This window comes from Streptomyces sp. NPDC023481, assembly GCF_055560195.1.
This window is the reverse complement of record NZ_JBVHJE010000019.1, coordinates 52,770-72,170: the sequence shown is the minus strand read 5'-3', so window position 1 is coordinate 72,170 and position 19,401 is coordinate 52,770. Positions and strand designations below refer to the sequence as shown.

The following is a 19,401-nucleotide window of genomic DNA, read 5'->3' as shown; positions in this document are numbered from 1 at the left end:
TCAGGCACCGGCCAGGGGGTTCGGCAGGGGCCGGTAGCGGGCGGCCGCGCCGGCCGCGCCGGTCCAGCGGAGCAGGAGGTTGGTCTTGCCCGGCAGGGTGGGCGCGGTGAGCAGGGTGGGGATCTCGGGCAGCGGGTGGCGGGCGAGTTCGCGGCGGGCGGCGGGCCAGGGGTCGAGGCCGGGGTGGTGGTCGGCGAGGGCGCCGGCGATCTCGGTGAGGTGGTTGACGACCAGGCAGTACACCAGCCGCTCCCAGCCGGCGGCCCGGGTCACGTCGGGCAGCAGCTTGGCGCCCTCGGCGTCCCGGAACAGGGCCTGCACGGGGGTGCCGGCCGGGTCCACGGCGACGAGCGTGTTCTGCAGGTGGGCCTCCAGGACGACGCCGTGCGCGTCGAACGCGGTGAGGGCGGGCGGTACGACCTGCCGCAGGTAGGCCTCCCACCAGCCGGCCGGGTCGGGGGCGGCGGCCAGCGGGCTGCCCTCGAAGCCCTCGGCGAGCCCGGCCGCGAGCAGCGGGGTCGCGCCCGGCGACAGGTGGCCGCGGAGCCCGTCGCGGACCAGCACCGCCAGTTCCTCGAAGGCGAAGGCGGCGGTGCGGTAGCCGCGGTCGCTCAGCCAGGCCGCGGGCGGGCCCATCTCCGCGAACGCCCGCCGGGCGGCGCCGTCGGTGCGGCGGAGCCGGTGCAGGTCGTGCCGCCACAGCCGGCGGATGTCGTTGGTGATACGGACGTCCAGGCTGAACTTCAGGAACAGGTCGCCGTGCGGCTCGTACACCGTGCGGACGGCGGCCGTCGGCCAGGTGTCGGACTCCGTCGTGCCGAGCCGCAGCAGCCGGCCGTCGGCGAGGGCGGGGGCGAGGTCGCGGGCGACCAGGTCGAGCTGCCAGGGGTGGGCGGGCAGCAGCCGGTAGCCGGGCGGTGCGGTGCCGAGGGCGTCCAGGGCGCGGGTGTCGCCCTCCTCGGCCACCTGGTCCTCGCGGACGCCGAGGAGGACCAGCGGGAAGCGGGCGTGCGCCTCGGGGGCGTACGGCAGCCAGGACGCGATCGGGCCGCCGCCGCGCGCCTTGGGCGCCGGGTGGTAGGGGTGACCGATGAGCAGGGACTGCTCGGAGCGCAGATACGGGTCCGCGGGTGCCGTGGCCCGGGCGCGGGCGGTGAGCAGGGCGGCGACCGCCTCCCGGCTGTCGATCATCTCGGCGGGCAGGTCGCCGCCGGGCAGCCCGGTGTGCCGGCGCAGCTCCTCGGCGACCAGTTTGACCAGCTCCGGGTGGCCGATCGGGCGCCAGGCCCCGGCCGTGTACAGCTCGGGGTCCGCGGGGCGTCGCCCGGCACGTACCCGGAGCAGCCGTCCGTCCGGCAGCCGGTGCACGCGCCGGTCCCCGGTGTCCCGGAGCGGCTCGGCCACCTCCCGCAGCAGGCAGTTGAGCAGGGGCGCGGTCGCGTACGCGTCGGCGCGGCGGCCGACGGCGCCGGTGGGGGGTGTGAGGTCCACGCGATCCATTCGTTCTTCGTCCGGGGCCCCGCGGTCTGCCCCGCGCACGCCGGGTGCGCCGTCCGGGAGCCGATGACGATCAGTATGGCTGCCGTCCCGGACAATCGTGGCGTGCCCCGTGGACCCGAGGAGCCGACCGTGCACCGTACCGCCGCCGACGCCGGGATCGCCGAGGAGCTGGCCGCCGTCCGGCCCGCCATGCTGCCCCGGTACACCGCCGGGCTGCCGGGTGCCCGCGCCGCCGTGCTGACCCGGCTGTGGCGGGCGCTGGCCCACGAGCCGCTGCCGTGGCTGACCGGCCGGGTGTCCGGCGCGCACGGTCTCGCGCTGCGCCTGGCCGACGGCCGGACGCTGCACGGGCCGGCCGCGGACCCGTACGCCACCGCCGCGCACGTCACCGCCGTACACCTGGACCGGGAGCGGTACGACGATCCGGCGCGGCTGATGGAGGCGCTCGGGGTGCGGCACGCGTCCGCCTTCGCGGCGGAACTGGCGCACAGCGTGGCCTCGCTGGCGCTGTCCCGGGCCGGTGCGGATCACCCGCGGGAGTGGCCGGTGGAGGACTGGGAGTGGGAGCGGCGGGTGGTCGACGGGCACCCGTACCACCCCAACTGCCGGTCCCGGCCCGGTTTCTCGGTGGCGGACCAGCTGGCGTACGGTCCGGAGCACGGGCCGGTGGTGGAGCTGGGGACGGTGCCGGTGCCGGCGGCGGACTGCCTGCTGTCCGGCGACTGGCCGGACGAACTCCGGGACGGCGGGCGGCTGTTGCTGCCGGTGCACCCCTGGCAGGCCGCACATGTGCTGGGGCGGTCGTACGACGTCTGGCGCCCGGCCCGGCCGCTGATGTCCCTGCGCACGCTGGCGCTGCCCGGCGGCCCGCACGTCAAGACGGCGCTGAGCGCCCGGCTGACGTCGTCGGTGCGGGACATCTCCGTGGGCTCGGTGCGCTCGGCGGTGTCCCTGTCGGCGTTCGCCGAGGAGCTGGCGGCGCGCACCGACGGTCTGCTGCACATCACCCGCACGCTGGGCGCGGCCACGGCCCACTCCCCCGATCTCGCCGCGTTGCTGCGGGAGTCGCCGCAGGTGTACGCGGAGCCGGGTGAGCGGGTCGTGCCGGTGGCCGCGCTCGCCACCACGCGGCTGCCCGGGTCCCCCGGCTGGCTGGCGGCGTTCACCCGGCTGGCGCTCGCGGTGGGCCTGCGGCTGTTGGACCTCGGTGTGGCCCTGGAGGCGCACGGCCAGAACCTGCTGGTGGTCCTGGCGGCCGACGGCAGCCCGGTGCGTCTGGTCTACCGGGACCTGGCCGACATCCGGGTCAGCCCCGCCCGGCTGGCCCGGCACGGCATCACCCCGCCCGACCTCGCCGGACGCCTGGTCACGGACGACGACACCGCCCTGCGCCGCAAGCTGTTCGGCTCGCTGGTGGCGGGCGCGCTGGCCGCCACGGCGGGTTCCGGACCGGCCCTCGGCACGGCACTCGCGGCCGCCCTGCCGGACCTCGCACCGACCCCGGACCTGTCTGCACTGCGTCAGGAGCCGTTGCCGGCCAAGGCGTTGACGCTGATGCGGCTGTCCCCCGAGGAGCCGGGCGACCGGTGGACCCGGCTGCCGAACCCGCTCGTTTTGGAGCGCGGCCCGTCCGATCAATAAGATCCGGCGATGATCACAAGACAACGGCTGGCGGCGGGCGTCTGTGCTCTGCTCGCCGCCCTGACGGCCGGGATCGCGTTCCCTGCCGGTGCGGTCGCCGACGAGACGGACCAGGCCGCCCCGAAGGTCGAACTCGTGCTGGACGTCAGCGGTTCCATGCGCACCCGCGACATCGACGGCGGCACCCGGATGGCCGCGGCGAAGCAGGCGTTCAACGAGGTGCTGGACGCGACCCCCGAGGAGGTCCGGCTCGGTATCCGCACGCTCGGTGCCAACTACCGCGGCAACGACCGCAAGGAGGGCTGCAAGGACACCGAGCAGCTGTATCCGGTCGGCCCGCTGAACCGGACCGACGCGAAGACGGCCGTGGCCACGCTGGCGCCGACCGGCTGGACCCCGATCGGGCCCGCGCTGCTGAAGGCGGCCGGTGATCTGGACGGCGGTTCCGGCACCCGCCGTATCGTGCTGATCAGTGACGGCGAGGACACCTGCCAGCCGCTCGACCCGTGCGAGGTCGCCCGGGAGATAGCCGCCAAGGGCGTCGGGCTGACCATCGACACCCTCGGCCTGGTGCCGGACGCCAAGACCCGCGACCAGCTCAGCTGCATCGCGGACGCGACCGGCGGCACCTACACCGACGTACGGCACAAGGAGGAGCTCTCCGACCGGGTCGGCGACCTGGTCGAGCGGGCGGCCGACCCGGTGGTCACGCCGGTGGCCACCGAGGGCGCGGACCGGTGCGAGAAGGCGCCGGAGCTCAAGTCCGGGCTGTACACCGACCGGGTGGAGTTCGGGCGGCAGCGCTGGTACAAGGTGGAGGTCGCGCCCGGCCAGGAGCTGCGGGCCGCGGCGAGCGTGGCGGACGACCGCGCCGTGAACCCGGACTACGGGGTGCTGCTGCGGGCGGTGACGGTGCACGGCCGGGAGATCGTGCGCGGCGAGGCCGCCGGCACCGGCCGTACCGACGTCGTCTCCACCGGTCTGCGCTATCCCAAGCCGGACAGCGACGACGACACGGCGCCCGCGGAGACGGTGTGCCTCCAGCTCACCAGCTCCTTCTCCGCCGCCGCCGGCGTCAAGACGAGCCCCGGCCTGCCGCTGGAGCTGACCGTGGACGTGGTCGACGGGCCCTCGGGCCACCACGACGTGGCCGCCTTCGGGCTCGGCCGCGGCTGGTGGCTGCTGGGTCTGCTGGTGCTGACCGGCTTCCTCGCCGGTCTGCTGTGGGGCTGGCTGTCGCGCTGGCGGGTCGCGGTCTGGAGGACGAACTGATGCGGATCACACGTGTGCTGGGCGCCACGCTGCTGGCGCTGGCTGCGGCCGCCGGGCCGGCCGCCGCCGACTCCTCGCCCTCCCCGAGCGCCTCCGCCGACAGCGACGCGCCGACCCGGGCGGGCTCCTCCTTCCGGACGGCCACCGAGATCGAGCAGGGGCAGCGGGCCACCGCCTCCGGCTCCACCGGCGACTACCTCTACTGGTCGTTCCCCGCCGACACCGGGCAGCGCCCCACCGTCCGGGCCACGGTGAAGCTGCCCGCCACGCACGGCTCCGAGACCTGGCAGCTCGACGTGTACGACGGTCTGCGGCGCCGCCAGGCCTGCCAGTACGGCGCCCAGACCCGCACCGCCGACCAGGGCGCCGCCTCGGTCGAGCTGGCCTGTGTGCTGCGCACGGTGCGCGGCTGGTCGGAGCCGTCGGCGAACGACCCGCTGCCGGGCACGTACTACGTCCGGCTGACGGTGGTGGACCTCGCCGCCGCCGACCTCGGGCAGCCGGTGGGCGCCGAGGTGCGGGTCGACTCCAGGGACATCGGCGGTGCGGCGGCGGTGGACGGCTCGCTGGGCAAGCCGCTCGTCCCGGGCATCGCCGCCAAGTCACAGGACGACGAGGGGAGTTCGAAGTCGGCCGTGCTGTCCAGCTTCGGCCGGGACGACGGCTGGTCCTCCGGCTGGTGGTCCGACCGCTGGGTGTGGACCGGTGTCGGCGCCGTGCTGGCCGCGCTCGCCGGCATCGGCGGGTACGTGCTGACGCGGGGGTCGGGCCGGCCGTCGCGGGTGCCGCCGAACGCGTGAGCGTGAGGTGACGTGAAGGCCCGCCTCCCGGCGGGCCTTCGCTGTTCCCGACCCCCTATCCGCGGGCCGCCGCCCACGCATCCCGCGGCGCCTTGGCCATCACGCCTTCACCGGCCTCGCCCCCTTTGCCCGCGGGCCGCCGCTCAGGCGTCCCGCAGCGCCTTGGCCAGGGTGCCGTCGCCGGTCACCGTCACCCGGCCGTCCCGCACCGCCTCCGGCAGGCCGGTCTCCCCGCGGGCGAGGGCCTCGCAGGTCGCCGCGTCCATCACCAGCCGCGCGTCCGCCTCGCCGGGCGCGGGCCCGTCGCCGTACACCGGCCCGTCCTGCGCGCCGACGTGGAGGTGGAACTCGCCTTCCTCCAGGCAGACTTCGACCAGGCCCTCGCCGTCCAGGGCGCGCAGCAGCGGCAGCGCGAACCAGTGGGCGCGTACGGCGTCCGTGGGCCGGCGTTCGCCCAGTTCGCCCTCACCCCAGCTGCCCAGCGCCTGCAACACGGGCAGCAACTCGCGCCCCCGTCCGGTGAGTTCGTAGACGTAGGCCGCGCCCGGCGGGGGCAGCCGGCGCCGGGTGGCCAGTCCGTCGCGTTCCATGTCCTTCAGCCGGGAGGCGAGTACGTCCGTGCTCACACCGGGCAGGTCCGCGTGCAGGTCCGTGTAGCGGCGCGGGCCGGCGAGCAGTTCCCGGACGATCAGCAGGGTCCAGCGGTCCCCGACGAGGTCGAGCGCGCGGGCTGCGGAGCAGTACTGGTCGTAGCTTCGGCGAGGTGGCATGCGACGCAGTCTAGACATGTTGTTGGACTTTCCAAGCTCCCACTTGGTAAAACCAAGCATCACGAGTTTCCGGAGGGGCGCATGGAGTTCCGGCAGTCCAACAAGCTCAGCGAGGTGTGCTACGAGATCCGCGGTCCGGTGATCGAGCGCGCCAACGCGCTGGAGGAGGCGGGGCACAGCGTGCTGCGCCTGAACACCGGCAACCCCGCGGCCTTCGGGTTCGAGGCGCCGGAGGAGATCGTCCAGGACATGATCCGGATGCTGCCACAGGCGCACGGCTACACGGACTCCCGCGGTGTCCTCACGGCCCGCCGCGCGGTCGCCCAGCGCTACCAGAGCCTGGGCCTGGAGGTCGGCGTGGACGACGTCTTCCTGGGCAACGGCGTCTCGGAGCTGGTCTCGATGGCCGTGCAGGCACTGGTCGAGGACGGCGACGAGATCCTCATCCCCGCCCCGGACTTCCCGCTCTGGACGGCCGTCACCACGCTGGCCGGCGGCAAGGCCGTGCACTACCTGTGCGACGAACAGGCCGACTGGAACCCGGACCTGGCCGACATGGCGTCGAAGATCACGGACCGCACCAAGGCCGTGGTCCTCATCAACCCCAACAACCCGACCGGCGCGGTCTACCCGAAGGAGATCGTCGAGGGCATCCTCGACCTGGCCCGCCGGCACGGCCTGATGGTGTTCGCCGACGAGATCTACGACCAGATCCTGTACGACGACGCCGTCCACCACTCGGCCGCCGCGCTCGCCCCCGACCTGGTCGTCCTCACCTTCTGCGGCCTGTCCAAGACCTACCGGGTGGCGGGCTTCCGCTCCGGCTGGCTGGTGGTCACCGGTCCGAAGCAGCACGCCAGGGACTACCTGGAGGGCCTGACCATGCTGGCCTCCATGCGGCTGTGCGCCAACGCGCCCGCCCAGTACGCCATCCAGGCCGCGCTCGGCGGACGCCAGTCCATCCGCGAACTCACCGCGCCCGGCGGCCGGTTGCACGAGCAGCGGACCGTGGCCTGGGAGAAGCTCAACGAGATCCCCGGCGTGTCCTGCGTCAAACCCAGGGGCGCGCTCTACGCGTTCCCGCGCATCGACCCCAAGGTGCACCCGATCCACGACGACGAGCGGTTCGTCCTGGACCTGCTGCTGCGCGAGAAGATCCAGGTGGTGCAGGGCACCGGCTTCAACTGGCCCCGGCCCGACCACTTCCGCATCCTGACCCTGCCGTACGCGGAGGACCTGGAGGCGGCGATCGGCCGGATCGGCAGGTTCCTCAGCGGGTACCGGCAGTAGGCGCCTGGCCCGTTTCGCTCGTTTGTGCGAAGATCACCCCCGTTGCCGACCGGGGGCGCGCGAGACGGGCCCGCACGCCGTCGGTGCGCGCCCGACCAGTGCCGCACCGCCCTCCCCGGGACCGGCGCCGGGCAGTCCGGAAGGACCGGACGGACGGGACGTCCCAGGGGGATCAGCAGTGTTGTCGTACCAAAGCCGCCGCGCCACCGTCGTCGTGCTGTGCACGGCGCTCCTCGGCCTCGCCGGCCCGGCGGGGACCGCGGAGGCCACGGGGACCGCGGAACCCGCGCCCGGCGCGTCGGGTGGCGGGCCGGCCGCCGGGCAGGAGGCCCGGGAGGCCGCACGGTTCTGGACCGCGGCGCGCATGGCCGGTGCGCGGCCGCTGGACGCGGCGCGGCAGGCCTCGCCGGTGCCGGGCGGCGCGGCGGCCGCGCGCCGGCCCCAGGGCACGCTGTTCAAGGGGACCCGGCTGGTGGGGACGTTCTTCGGCTCGGACGGGCCGCGCGGCACCACCTGGCACTGCACCGGCAGCGTGATCGACACCAAGGCCCGGAACATCGTGCTCACCGCGGCCCACTGCGCGCTCGGCATGAAGGGCGACTACCTCTTCGTCCCGAAGTTCGTGAAGGGCGCGGCCCCCGACCAGCAGCCGTACGGCATCTTCCACATCCAGCGGATCGTCATCGACCCCCGCTACGTGCCCGACCACGGCTCGACCACCACCGAGAAGACCGCGTCCGACCTGGACACCGCGTTCGCGCGGGTCTCGCCCAACCAGCGGGGGCAGTCCCTCCAGGACGCGGTGGGCGGCGGACTGACCTTCACCCGGCCCTCCGGCTACAACCTGAAGAACGTCACCGTCGCCGGCTACCCCTCCTACCGGCACAACAGCGCCGGCCGCGCCGTCAAGTGCACGGTCCCGACCACACAGTTGCACGGGTTCCGGCAGCTGTCGATGACCTGCGGCGGCTACTACGGCGGGGTGTCCGGCAGCCCGTGGATCACCGACTACAAGGACGACGCCCGCACCGGGCACGTCATCGGCAACCTCGGCGGCTACAACGGCGGCGGCAACGACGCGGGCGCCGACTACATCAGCTACGGCACCGTGTTCGGCGCCGACGCCGCGAACCTCCTCGCCGACGCCGTCGCCGACCAGGTCCCGCCCACCGACCTGCCGCCGTACCGGGGCCTGAAGGGCTCGCTGCCGGGCGGTGCGGGGCGCTGGCGCAAGGCCACGCTCATGGCATCCGGTGACTACACCGGCGACGGGCACGGCGACCTGCTCGTGGTCTGGTCCGACGGCACGGTCACCCTGCAGCCCGGCGACGGCAAGGGCGGCTTCGGCGCCGAGAAGCAGCTGCAGAAGGCCAACTCCACCTGGACCCACGCCGGGGCCGTGACCGGCGGCACCTTCACCGGCGGCGGCCGGGCCGGGCTGCTGGTGCGCTGGTCCGACGGCGAGGTCACCCTCTACCCGCAGCCCGGCCCGTCCGGGCTCGGCCGGGAGATCCGGATGGCGCCGCCCCGCTCCGCGTGGAAGGACGCCGTCCAGCTCGCCGCCGGCCCGTTCCGCGCCGACGGGGGCACCGGCCTGCTGGTGCGCCGGGCCGACGGCTCGCTCGTCCTGTACCCCGAGGTCGGGGCCGACGGGTTCGGCCCCGGTACACAGCTCCTCGCGGCGAACACCACCTGGACCAAGGCCGCCCTGACGGCCGGCGGCGACTTCGACGGCACGGGCACCGGGGACCTGCTGGTGCGCTGGGCCGACGGCACGCTCGACACGTACGCCGGCGTCTCGGCCGCGGGGCTCGGCACCAGGACCCGGCTGCACGGGCCGGGCAGCCTCTGGCAGCACGCGCAGGCGCTGACGGCGGGCGCCCTCCGGTACGACGGTGCCGGCAACGACCTGGTCGTGCGCTGGTCCGACGGCGAGACCACGCTGTACGCCGACACCGGCACCAAGGCCCTCGGCACCGAGCACACCCTGGTCCACCCCGGCACCTGACACCCGGGCGGCGGGCGCCCGGCGCGGCGACGGCCGTCTGGCGCAGTCCGCCCTGCGGGCCTCGGCGGCCCTGTGCCACCGTGCCGTCATGGGTGACCTCTTTCTCGTCCGGCACGGGGAGACCGAGTGGTCCCGGTCAGGGCGGCACACCGGCTGGACCGACGTACCCCTCACCGAGCAGGGGCGCCGGGAGGCGCAGCGGCTGGTGCCGCTGATCCGCTCCCACCGGATCGGCGCGGCCTTCGTCAGCCCCCTGCGACGGGCCCGGGAGACCGCCCGGCTGATCGGGATCCCGGACGCCCGGGTCGACGCCGACCTGCGCGAGTGGGACTACGGCGGGTACGAGGGCGTGACCACCCCGGAGATCCAGCGCAGCCGGCCCGGCTGGTTCCTGTTCACCGACGGGGTCGCGCCCGGGCCGCCGGACCACCCGGGCGAGACCCCGGAGCAGGTCGGGGAGCGCGCCGACCGGATGCTGGCCAAGGCCGACGCCGCGCTCGCCGGCACCGACGGCGCCGTCGTGCTGATCGCCCACGGCCACCTCCTGCGCGTCCTCACCGCCCGCCGCCTGGGCCTGCGCCCCGAACACGGCGCCCTCTTCCAGCTCGCGACGGGCACCTTGTGCCACCTGGGCACGGAGCACGGGCGCCCGGTGGTGGCGGGGTGGAACATCCGGCCCGGGGAGTAGCAGGGCGGTGTCAGTGGTGGGCCGTACTCTGCGAAGGGGCCGTCCCTTCGGCGGTTCCGTGGAGTGGGTGGTGTCGGAAGGAGCGTCCCGTGACCCGACCGCCGACCGCCGCGCAGCGGCGGGTGATCGAGGGTGCCGACCCGGTCACCGGCCGGCTGCGCGGTACGGAGACCCAGCTCGCGGCGCTGGTGAAGCGGGGGCTGGCGTTCCGCCACCCCCGGCCGCCCCACGACCACTTCCTCACCCCGGCGGGCCACCGGATACGTGAGGCGGTGCCCGACGCTCCGGCGGCCCGGCCGGCGCCGGACAGCGGGGTGTTCACCGCCCGCGTCGGCGGCGAGGAGGAGCCGCCCGACACCGGTCCGGCCCGGCGGCGCGAGGTGCACAGCGCCTGGCAGGGGCTGCTGGAGCTGCGCCGGATGACGCATCCCGACGGCGCCGTGGACCGGCCCTGCGGATGGGAGCGCACGCACCTCGTGCCGGCCGCGGCGCTCGCGCTGGAGGCCGCCGGGCACCCGCCGGCGGGCGGGGGCGCGGACGGTTACCGGGTCCGGGCGACCCCGCAGCCGGAGGCCGTCGCGGTGTACGCGCCGGACGGCGACGCCCTGGCGGCCTGCGCGGCCACGCTGGAGCGGGCCGGCTGGCAGGCCGGCGAGTGCACCGAGCCCCGGACGAGAGCACGCTTTCTGCTGGCCTCGCCGCGCCGGGTGTGACCGCCGTGTCAGGATCGGTCGAACACAGAACCGAACGCGAGAGGGGCGAGCAGTGGCCGAACCGTTTTCCGTCCGTGTGACCGTCCGCGGATACGAGACCGATGTCCAGGGACACCTCAACCAGGCGGTGTACCTCAACTACGCGGAGCACGCCCGCTGGTCGCTGCTCCAGGCGGCCGGGATCAGCCAGACCCGGTTGCTGGCCCGGGGAGTCGGCCCGGTGGCGCTGGAGACGAACATCCGCTACCTGCGGGAACTGCTCGCCGGCGACGAGGTCGACGTCACGTGCGCGTTCGAGTGGGGCGGCGGCAAGACGTTCCGGGTCCGGCAGGAGATCCGCAGGACGGACGGCACCGTGGCCGCGGAGGTCTCCGCGGTGGGCGGCCTGTTGAACCTCGCCGAGCGCAAGCTGGTGCCCGACCCGCGGGAGGTGTTCAAGGAGCTGACGACCGACGTCGCCCTGTTCGGCCTGTAGCCCGCCGCGGCCTACACGTCGGGCGACCCGGGCCACCGCTCGGCGCCGTAGGCCACCCGCGCCTCGGCGATGTACACCCGGTTGCGCGGGATCCCCTGTAAAAGGTGACGTGTTCTGTCTGGTTTGGCATGAACGATGCATGACATGAGCAACGAGGACATCACCAGGCAGACCACTGAGAACACCGAGCAGGCCGGTCCGGCGGGTCCGCTCGCGGGGCGGGTGGCCCTCGTGGCGGGTGCTACCCGCGGGGCGGGACGAGCTCAGGCTGTGGAGCTGGGGCGGGCCGGCGCGACCGTGTATGTCACGGGCCGTACCACCCGGGCCCGGGCCAGCGAGGTCGGCCGGACGACCGAGACCATTGAGGAGACCGCCGAACTCGTCACCGCAGCGGGCGGCACCGGAATCGCGGTTCCCACCGACCATCTCGACGAAGCCCAGGTACGCGCCCTCGCCGAGCGGATCGACCGGGAGCACGGGCGGCTCGACATCCTCGTCAACGACCTGTGGGGCGGCGAGCACCTCCTGGCCACCTCGGTGTTCGGGAAGAAGAGCTGGGAGACACCGCTCGCCGACGGCCTGCGGATCCTGGAGCTGGGCGCGCGCTCGCACGTGATCACGGCGGCGCTGCTGCTTCCGCTGCTGATCCGCTCCGACGCGCCGCTGCATGTGGAGGTCACCGACGGTACCGCGCACTCCAACCGCCGCTACCGGGAGAACATCTACTACGACCTCGCGAAGAACGCCCCGATCCGCCTCGCGTTCGGGCTGGCTCAGGAGCTGGCGGAGTACGGGGGCACGGCGGTCGCGGTGTCCCCGGGCTTCCTGCGTTCGGAGCAGATGCTCTCCCACTTCGGTGTGAGTGAGGAGAACTGGCGTGACGCGATCGCCCAGGAGCCGACGTTCGCGATCGCGGAGTCCCCGCGCTACCTGGCCCGTACGGTCGCGGCGCTGGCCGCCGACCCGGACCGCGCGAAGCGGTGGAACGGCAGGTCCACCTCCAGCGGGGAACTGGCCAGGGTGTACGGGGTGACGGACGTGGACGGCAGCCGGCCGGATGCCTGGGCATACTTCGAGGACGTCGTCCACGGCGGCAAGGAAGGCTCCCCTGACGACTACCGCTGATCCTCGGCTTCCCCGGGTCACGCCTACAGCGACCTGACCCCGGGCTGTCCGCCCCGGTGATCTCGACCAGGCCCGGCGGGCCGCCGAGGCGGCCCGCCGGGTGGCCGTGGCGCTCCCGGCGTCAACGCGCCGCCGGCCGACGGGGATTTCAGTGGGTGGCGGCGATCTCCTCTCCTGCCTCCATGGGGTGGGTGACGTCGTGGGCCTCGTGGTGCCTGCCCAGGTGGTTGAAGAGGAGGTTCAGGATGACGGCCGTGACGCAGCCGGTGGAGATGCCGGAGTCCAGGACGATCTTCGCTGTTCCGGGGAACGCGTGGTAGAAGTCCGGCGCGGTGATCGGGATGATGCCGACCGCGAGGGACACGGCCACGATCAGGACGTTGTTGTCCCGGTCGAGGCCGGCCCGGACCAGGGTCTGGATGCCGCTCGCGGCGACCGAGCCGAACAGGACGACGCCGGCGCCGCCGAGGACCGGGCGCGGTACGACCGCGATGAGCGAGGCGGCCATCGGGCACAGGCCCATCAGGACCAGGAAGCCGCCGCCGGTCGCGACGACGTACCGGCTGCGGATCCGGGTCATGGCGACCAGGCCGATGTTCTGGGCGAAGGCGCTGCACATGAAGCCGTTGAACAGCGGGCTGAGCGCGGAGCCGAGGGTGTCGGCGCGCAGACCGGCCGCGATGGTCCGTTCGGTGGCGGGACGTTCGACGATCTCGCCGAGCGCCAGCATGTCGGCGGTCGACTCGGTCATGGAGACCACCATGACCACGCACAGGGAGAGGATCGCGGCGAGCTGGAACCGGGGCGCGCCGAAGTGGAACGGGGTCGGGAAGCCGATGACGTCCGCGTGGGCGACCGGGCCGAAGTCGGTCACGCCGAACGGGATCGCGATCAGCGTGCCGGCGATCAGGCCGAGCAGGACGGCGATCTGCTTGACGAAGCCGCGGGTGAAACGGCGCAGCAGCAGGACGATCAGCAGGGTGACGCCGGCGAGGGTGAGGTAGGTGGTCGAACCGTAGTCGTCGGCCCTGGGGTCGGGACCCTGGGCCCAGCCGAACGCGACGGGGAGCAGGGACACCCCGATCAGGGTGATGACGGATCCGGTGACGACCGGCGGGAAGAAGCGGATCGCCTTGCTGAAGAACGGCGCGGCGAGGAAGCCGAGGAGGCCGGCGACGACGACCGCGCCGAAGATGACCGGCAGGGCCTCGGACTTGTCCTCGGTGGAGGCGACGATCGCGGTCATGGGGGCGACACCGGCGAAGGTGACGCCGTTGACGAACGGCAGCCGGGCGCCGATCTTCCAGAAGCCGAGCGTCTGGAGGAGGGTGGCGAGGCCCGCGGTGAACAGGCAGGCGCCGGTGAGGAAGGTCAGGTCGGTGGCGGACAGGCCGATGGCCGCGCCGACGATGAGCGGTGGGGCGACGACCCCGGCGTACATGGCGGCCACGTGTTGCAGACCGCTGGTCGCCATTTTCACGGCGGGGAGTTTCTCGTCGACTGGATGGGCGGCCACGGCGGCTCCTCCGGGCGGGTGGCACGTCGTAGGCGACGTGGGTTTCATGGAGGTGGTGCGTGTGGTCGTGCGGGACCTGACGGGGGTGGCGCGTGAGCGGCGAACAGCGGTGTGGGGGTGACCGGTTCCGGGGCGTGTGCGTGCACGCGCCCCGGAACCGGCCTGCCGTGGATCCCGCTCGGATCCACGGTGCCGGCCGGGAGCCGTCCCTCCCGGCCGGAGTCCTGGTGGAACTCCGGTGCGGATCAGGCCTGCGCGGCGATCCGGGCCAGCCGCTGGGCCTCCGCCCGGGTGGCGGCGGCGACGGCGTCCTCGTCGACGGTGAGCAGGCGGCCGTTCTCCACGATCTGGCGGCCGCCGACGAAGGAGGCGGTGACCGGGGCCGCGGCGCCGAAGACCAGCGCGATGACCGGGTCGGCGATGGAGGCGTGGGCGAGGGTGTCCATCTTCCACAGCACCAGGTCGGCGAGCTTGCCGGGCTCCAGTGAGCCGGTCTGCGCGGCCCGGCCGAGCACCCGGGCGCCGCCGTGGGTGCCGAGCCGCAGCGCCTGCCGGGCGTTCAGGGCGGCCTCGCGGTGGGCGCCGAGCCGGTTGATCAGCAGGGCGTTGCGCAGTTCGGTGTGGAGTTCGCCGGACTCGTTGGAGGCGGTTCCGTCGACGCCGAGGCCGACCGGGACGCCCGCCGCGAGCATGTCGGGGACGCGGGCGATGCCGGCCGCGAGACGGGCGTTGGACGACGGGCAGTGGGCGACGCCGGTCCCGGTGCGGCCGAACGCGGCGATGTCGGAGTCGTTCATGTGGACGCAGTGGGCCATCCACACGTCCTCGCCGAGCCAGCCGGTGGACTCGAAGTACTCGGTGGGGCCCATGCCGAACAGCTCGTGGCAGAACTTCTCCTCCTCCACCGTCTCCGAGCCGTGGGTGTGCAGCCGTACGCCGAGCCGGCGGGCCAACTGCGCGCTCTGGCGCATGAGTTCGGTGGAGACGGAGAACGGCGAGCAGGGGGCGACGGCCACCTGGGTCATGGCGTCGAAGGAGTCGTCGTGGTGCTGCCTGACGGTCTCCTCGGTGGCGGCGAGGGCGTCCTCGAGGGTCTCGACGGCGAAGTCCGGCGGCAGGCCGCCGTCCTTCTCGCCGCGGTCCATCGAGCCGCGGGCCAGGGTGAAGCGGACGCCCGTCTCGGCGGCGGCCCGGATGATCGAGCCGGACAGGTCGCCGGAGCCCCGCGGGTAGACGTAGTGGTGGTCCATGGCGGTGGTGACACCGCCGCGGGCCATCATGGCGAGGGACCCCTGCGCGGCGGCGTACGTCATCTGCTCGTCGATGCGCGCCCAGGTGGGGTAGAGGGCGACCAGCCAGTCGAACAGGTTGTGGTCGGTGGCCAGGCCCCGGGTGATCCACTGGTAGAAGTGGTGGTGGGTGTTGACCAGGCCGGGGGTGGCGAGGTGGCCGGTGGCGTCGATCCGGCGCACCACGTTCTCCAGGCCCTCGGGGGCCTTGCCGGCACCGACGGACTCGATCCGGTTGCCGGCGAGGACGAGGTGTCCGTGGGCGTACTCCGTGTCGCCCGCGTCCACGGTCGCGATCGCGCAGTTCTCGATGACGATGCGCTGGGCTGCCGATGGTGCCATCGTGCTTCCTTGTCTTTCAGTGGCGGACCCGTGGGCAGAGGGACCGGAGGGTGTCCACGGGGAGGGCACGGCAGGACCCTAGGAGGATTTGAGTGCCGGTGCCGGTTGGCGGCCCCGGGTGCCGAGATGGTGGAAGAAGAGATTGAGCAGGACCGCGGCGAGCGCGCCCGCGCTGATCCCGGAGCCGAGCACGGTCTGCGCCCAGGCGGGGAAGCCGGCGTAGAAGGACGGCGCGGCCAGCGGGATGATGCCGGCCCCGAGCGCCACGGCCACGAGGATGATGTTGGAGCTGTCGTCCAGGCCCGCCTCGGACAGCGTACGGATGCCGCTGACGGCGATCGAGCCGAAGAGCACGATGCCCGCGCCGCCGAGGACCGGCATGGGGACCAGGGAGACCACCGCGCCGAGCACCGGGAAGGCGCCGAGGACGAGCAGGGCGGCGCCGGCGAGGGCGACGACGTAGCGGCTGCGGACCCGGGTGAGGGAGACGACGCCGACGTTCTGGGCGAAGGCGGAGGTGGGGAACCCGCCGAAGACGGGGCCGAGCAGGGTGGCGAGGCCGTCGGTGCGCAGGCCGCGGGTGATGGTCCCGGCGTCGGCGCGGCGGTCGCAGATCTCGCCGAGGGCGAGCATGCCGGCGCTGGACTCGGTCATCAGCACCAGCATCACGATGCACAGGGAGAGGATGGCCGCGGGCTGGAACTCGGGGGCGCCGAAGGCGAACGGGCGGGGCAGCGCGGCGAGCGGCGCGGACCTCAGGCCGTCGAGGTCGGCCATGCCGAACGGGATCGCGGCCAGGGTACCGATCAGCAGCCCGACCAGCAGGGCGACTTGGCGGACGAAGCCCCTGCCGAAGCGCTGGGTGAGCAGGATGACGGCGAGGGTGAACCCGGCGAGCGCGAGGTGCCGCATGGCGCCGAAGTCGGCGGCGGTCTTGTCGCCGCCCTGCGCCCAGCCGACCGGCACGGGCATCAGGGTGACGCCGATCAGGGTGATGACGACGCCGGTGACCAGGGGCGGGAAGAAGCGCAGCAGCCGGCCGAAGAAGGGGCCGAGGGCCAGGCAGAAGGCGCCGGCGACCATCACCGCGCCGTAGATCGCGGGGAGTTGGTGGCCCCTGCCGTTGGTCTCGGCGATGGCGAGGATCGGGGCGATGCCGGCGGAGGAGGCGGCGTTGACGAAGGGCAGCCGGTTGCCGACCAGGTTCCTGACGCCGAGTGTCTGCAGGACGGTCGCGACGCCGGCGATGAGCAGGCTCGCGGCGATCAGCCGGGTGCGGGCCGCGAGGTCGAGTCCGCAGGCCTGGCCGATGATGAGCGGAGGAGTGACCACGCCGGCGTACATCGCGGCGATGTGCTGGAGTGCGGCGGGGACGAGCCGCGAGAGGTGCAGCTTCTCGTCCACCGGATGCACGGATGCGACGGCGTGCACGGACTCGACGGTGTGCACGGACGTGACGGCGTCCTCGGTGTGCGTCGGCGGGGTGGAACACGGGGCGGTGACGGGCCCCTTCGCAGGCTGTGCCATTTCGTTCCCTCCGGTGTGGCGGGCCCCCGGCCCGGGTGGCGGGGCCGGGGGCGCGCGTCCCGCGTCAGAGGTTGGTCATGTCGACCGGGATACGGGCCTCACAGCCGTCCCGCAGGATGGTGGCCTCGATGAGGCCGTAGGGGCGGTCGGCGGCGAAGTAGACCTCGTTGTCGTTCTTCAGTCCGAACGGCTCCAGGTCCACCAGGAAGTGGTGCTGGTTCGGCAGCGAGAAGCGGACCTCGTCGATCTCGCTGCGGTTGTTGATGATCCGCGCGCCCATCTGGTACAGCGTCTGCTGCAGCGAGAGGGAGTAGGTCTCGGCGAAGGCCTGGAGCATGTGCTTCCTGACCTGTTCGTAGGACTTCTCCCAGTGGGGCGCCTTCTCCTCGTCGTCGGTCCAGTTGAACCGCCAGCGCGCGGAGACCTGGGTCGCCAGGATGCGGTCGTAGGCCTCCTTGAGGGTGGTGTACCGATCCTTGACGTAGCCCCAGAACTCGGAGTTGGTGGAGTTCATCACGACCAGGTCCTTCAGGCCGGAGATCACCTCCCACCGCTCGCCGTCGTAGCTGATCTGGGTGAGGCGGGTCTCCTGGCCCTTGCGGACGAAGGAGTGCTTGACCTCGTCGGCGCCGATGAATTTGGAGTTGGCGTCCGAGGTCGCGATCCGCTCCCAGGCGTACTCCTCGATGCGGATGCGGGCCCGGTGGATCGGCTCCTGGCTGGTGACGAAGTGCCGGGCCAGGTGGATGCCGAACTGCTCGGCGGACTCGATGCCGTACTCCTTGGCGAACGCGAACACCGTGTTCTTGGTGGTGTCGGTCGGCAGGACGTGGGCGTTGGAGCCGGAGTAGTGGACCTCGTCCATGTCGCCGCTCAGTGCGACGGAGACGTTGAGGTCCTTGATGTGGTGGGTGGCGCCGTCCCGCGTGATCTTGACGACTCGGTTCTCGGCCTTGCCGTACTGGTTCTGTCCCAGAATCGTGGGCATCTCTAGCTAGCTCCCTCGGTAAACGGAGTAGCCGAACGGGTTGAGCAGCAGCGGTACGTGGTAGTGCTCGCCCGGTACGACGGCGAACGTGATCGCCACCTCCGGGAAGAACACCGCCGGTCCGCTGTCCCGGTTCGCGGGGGCGTCCTGCTGCGCATCGGCTTGCTTCTTCGCAGATTGCTCTTCGAAGTACGCCTCGACGGCGAAGTCGAGCCGTACGTGGGTGGTGCCCTCCGGCAGGTCCGGAAGGTCCTTGCACCGGCCGTCGGCGTCGGTCGCGGAGCCGCCGAGCGCCTGCCAGCCGGCCTCCCGGCCGCCGCGGGCGAGGAGGTGGACGGCGACGCCCCGGGCGGGCCGGCCGATCGAGGTGTCCAGGATGTGCGTGGACACGGAGGCGGTAGTGCTGGTGCTCATGGGTCAGGCGTCCTCTTCGACGAGTCGGGCCAGTCGGATGCGGTTGATGCTGCCCAGCTCGGTGCGGACGATCTCCCGCTCCTGCTCCGGCGCGTTCCCGATCCGCTCCCTGACCGCGTCCCGCATCTGCTCGCCGGTCCGGCCGGTGGCGCAGATGAGGAAGACATGGCCGAACTTCTCCTGGTAGGCCAGGTTGAGTTCGAGCATCTCCGCCTTGAGGTCCGCGGTGGCGCCGGCCATGCCGGCCTGCTCCCGCGCCGACGTCGGGTCGCCGGGCGCGGGGCGCCCGATCGGCGGGTGCCCGGCCATCGCCTCCCGCAGGTCCGCCGTGGTCAGCTCGGCCATGGCGGCGTCGCTGGCGGCGTAGAGGTCCTGCGGGGTGGCGTAGGGCCGGGCGGCGAGCAGGCGCCGGGCCCACTCGGTGGAGGCGCACGCCTCGTGGAGGGCGGCGAGGGCCGCGGACTCCTCCAGAGCATTGAAGCGGGCCAGGCCCGGGGGCGTGGAAGTCGACGTCACGGGAGCCTCCGTGGCCGCGATGGGCCGTCGTGCTGAACGGGCTGCCGACAGCTAACGCCCTCGGAAACACCACGTCAACACTTTGTTGAAAATTCCGCGTAACAAGCCGGCTCGCGCCCGGACGGCACGGCGGGCGGTACGGCGACCCTCCCGCCCCGCGCCGGTCAGCCCCCGTCGGCCCGGCGGCCGGCTCCCGCTTCCCGCCCCGGTCAGGCCCCCTTGTCCCGGTTGAGGTAGTTGTAGACGGTGAAGCGGCTGACGCCGAGCGCGCTCGCCACGGTCTCCACGCCGTGCCGCACGGCGAACGCGCCGCGCGCCTCCAGGCTCCGTACGATCTCCTGCTTGGTCTTGCGGTCCAGGTCGGCCAGCGGCCGGCCCCGCCGGCGTTCCATGGCGGCCAGGATGTGGTCGAGGGAGTCGGCGAGCTGGGGCAGGCGCACGGCGACGGCGTCGGCGCCCTCCCAGGCGAGGACGACGTCCTCGGGTCCGGCCTCGTCGGGCGGCAGCAGCTCCCCGCCCATGGCGTC

General features: G+C 73.4%; 18 protein-coding genes. 9 read left to right on the top strand and 9 right to left on the bottom strand.

The features are described from left to right. Positions 1–1,500 (bottom strand): IucA/IucC family protein, encoded by a 1,500-nt coding sequence (locus tag ACZ3ZD_RS30840; RefSeq protein WP_467404440.1) that lies wholly within the window; start codon positions 1,498–1,500, stop codon positions 1–3. A gap of 129 nt (positions 1,501–1,629) precedes the next feature. Between ACZ3ZD_RS30840 and ACZ3ZD_RS30835 the strand changes: the two genes are divergently transcribed. Genes ACZ3ZD_RS30835 through ACZ3ZD_RS30825 form a run of 3 tightly spaced genes read left to right on the top strand, consistent with a single transcriptional unit; the run spans position 1,630 to position 5,213 of the window. Then, the gene (locus tag ACZ3ZD_RS30835; protein ID WP_467404747.1) at positions 1,630–3,141 is read left to right on the top strand and encodes an IucA/IucC family protein; all 1,512 of its coding nucleotides are present in this window, start codon (positions 1,630–1,632) and stop codon (positions 3,139–3,141) included. Between the two features lie 9 nt (positions 3,142–3,150). Beyond that, positions 3,151–4,413, top strand: a complete 1,263-nt coding sequence (locus ACZ3ZD_RS30830) for a VWA domain-containing protein (RefSeq protein WP_467404438.1) — start codon at positions 3,151–3,153, stop codon at positions 4,411–4,413. After that, positions 4,413–5,213, top strand: coding sequence for a hypothetical protein (locus ACZ3ZD_RS30825; protein WP_467404435.1), 801 nt, complete (start codon positions 4,413–4,415; stop codon positions 5,211–5,213). The genes ACZ3ZD_RS30830 and ACZ3ZD_RS30825 overlap by 1 nt, the downstream gene beginning before the upstream one ends. 143 nt (positions 5,214–5,356) lie before the next feature. Here the strand turns inward: ACZ3ZD_RS30825 and ACZ3ZD_RS30820 are convergent, their stop codons facing one another. After that, positions 5,357–5,983 (bottom strand): winged helix-turn-helix transcriptional regulator, encoded by a 627-nt coding sequence (locus ACZ3ZD_RS30820; RefSeq protein ID WP_467404432.1) that lies wholly within the window; start codon positions 5,981–5,983, stop codon positions 5,357–5,359. 81 nt (positions 5,984–6,064) lie between these two features. Between ACZ3ZD_RS30820 and ACZ3ZD_RS30815 the strand changes: the two genes are divergently transcribed. The 6 genes from ACZ3ZD_RS30815 (at position 6,065) to ACZ3ZD_RS30790 (ending at position 12,282) form a co-directional block, all read left to right on the top strand. Then, positions 6,065–7,273, top strand: a complete 1,209-nt coding sequence (locus tag ACZ3ZD_RS30815) for a pyridoxal phosphate-dependent aminotransferase (RefSeq protein ID WP_467404430.1) — start codon at positions 6,065–6,067, stop codon at positions 7,271–7,273. 181 nt (positions 7,274–7,454) lie between these two features. Continuing rightward, positions 7,455–9,281 carry a trypsin-like serine peptidase gene (locus tag ACZ3ZD_RS30810; protein WP_467404426.1) on the top strand — a complete coding sequence of 609 codons (1,827 nt, stop codon included), beginning with the start codon at positions 7,455–7,457 and terminating at the stop codon, positions 9,279–9,281. Positions 9,282–9,369: 88 nt separating this feature from the next. Further along, entirely contained in the window at positions 9,370–9,969 is a 600-nt protein-coding gene (locus ACZ3ZD_RS30805) for a histidine phosphatase family protein (RefSeq protein ID WP_467404424.1), read from the top strand. A gap of 89 nt (positions 9,970–10,058) precedes the next feature. After that, positions 10,059–10,682: a hypothetical protein gene (locus ACZ3ZD_RS30800; protein ID WP_467404421.1), complete on the top strand. Its 624-nt coding sequence runs from the start codon at positions 10,059–10,061 to the stop codon at positions 10,680–10,682. Positions 10,683–10,734: 52 nt separating this feature from the next. Beyond that, the gene (locus tag ACZ3ZD_RS30795; protein WP_467404418.1) at positions 10,735–11,157 is read left to right on the top strand and encodes an acyl-CoA thioesterase; all 423 of its coding nucleotides are present in this window, start codon (positions 10,735–10,737) and stop codon (positions 11,155–11,157) included. 144 nt (positions 11,158–11,301) lie between these two features. Further along, positions 11,302–12,282: an SDR family oxidoreductase gene (locus ACZ3ZD_RS30790; RefSeq protein WP_467404416.1), complete on the top strand. Its 981-nt coding sequence runs from the start codon at positions 11,302–11,304 to the stop codon at positions 12,280–12,282. Positions 12,283–12,430: 148 nt separating this feature from the next. Here ACZ3ZD_RS30790 and ACZ3ZD_RS30785 read toward each other — a convergent pair whose 3' ends face one another. The 7 genes from ACZ3ZD_RS30785 to ACZ3ZD_RS30755 all read right to left on the bottom strand — a co-directional run bounded on the left by ACZ3ZD_RS30785 (position 12,431) and on the right by ACZ3ZD_RS30755 (position 19,395). Further along, the gene (locus ACZ3ZD_RS30785; protein ID WP_467404414.1) at positions 12,431–13,798 is read right to left on the bottom strand and encodes a nucleobase:cation symporter-2 family protein; all 1,368 of its coding nucleotides are present in this window, start codon (positions 13,796–13,798) and stop codon (positions 12,431–12,433) included. A 245-nt stretch (positions 13,799–14,043) separates the two neighbouring features. Beyond that, on the bottom strand, positions 14,044–15,429 hold the full coding sequence (locus ACZ3ZD_RS30780) for an 8-oxoguanine deaminase (RefSeq protein ID WP_467404411.1): 1,386 nt from the start codon (positions 15,427–15,429) through the stop codon (positions 14,044–14,046). 78 nt (positions 15,430–15,507) lie between these two features. Next, the gene (locus ACZ3ZD_RS30775) at positions 15,508–16,956 is read right to left on the bottom strand and encodes a nucleobase:cation symporter-2 family protein (protein WP_467404408.1); all 1,449 of its coding nucleotides are present in this window, start codon (positions 16,954–16,956) and stop codon (positions 15,508–15,510) included. A 64-nt stretch (positions 16,957–17,020) separates the two neighbouring features. Beyond that, on the bottom strand, positions 17,021–17,944 hold the full coding sequence (gene pucL, locus ACZ3ZD_RS30770; RefSeq protein ID WP_467404405.1) for a factor-independent urate hydroxylase: 924 nt from the start codon (positions 17,942–17,944) through the stop codon (positions 17,021–17,023). Between the two features lie 6 nt (positions 17,945–17,950). Beyond that, positions 17,951–18,358: a hydroxyisourate hydrolase gene (gene uraH, locus ACZ3ZD_RS30765; RefSeq protein WP_467404403.1), complete on the bottom strand. Its 408-nt coding sequence runs from the start codon at positions 18,356–18,358 to the stop codon at positions 17,951–17,953. Positions 18,359–18,361: 3 nt separating this feature from the next. Further along, the gene (gene uraD / locus ACZ3ZD_RS30760) at positions 18,362–18,874 is read right to left on the bottom strand and encodes a 2-oxo-4-hydroxy-4-carboxy-5-ureidoimidazoline decarboxylase (protein ID WP_467404401.1); all 513 of its coding nucleotides are present in this window, start codon (positions 18,872–18,874) and stop codon (positions 18,362–18,364) included. Positions 18,875–19,083: 209 nt separating this feature from the next. Further along, positions 19,084–19,395 carry a helix-turn-helix domain-containing protein gene (locus tag ACZ3ZD_RS30755; protein WP_467404743.1) on the bottom strand — a complete coding sequence of 104 codons (312 nt, stop codon included), beginning with the start codon at positions 19,393–19,395 and terminating at the stop codon, positions 19,084–19,086. Positions 19,396–19,401 lie beyond the last annotated feature (6 nt).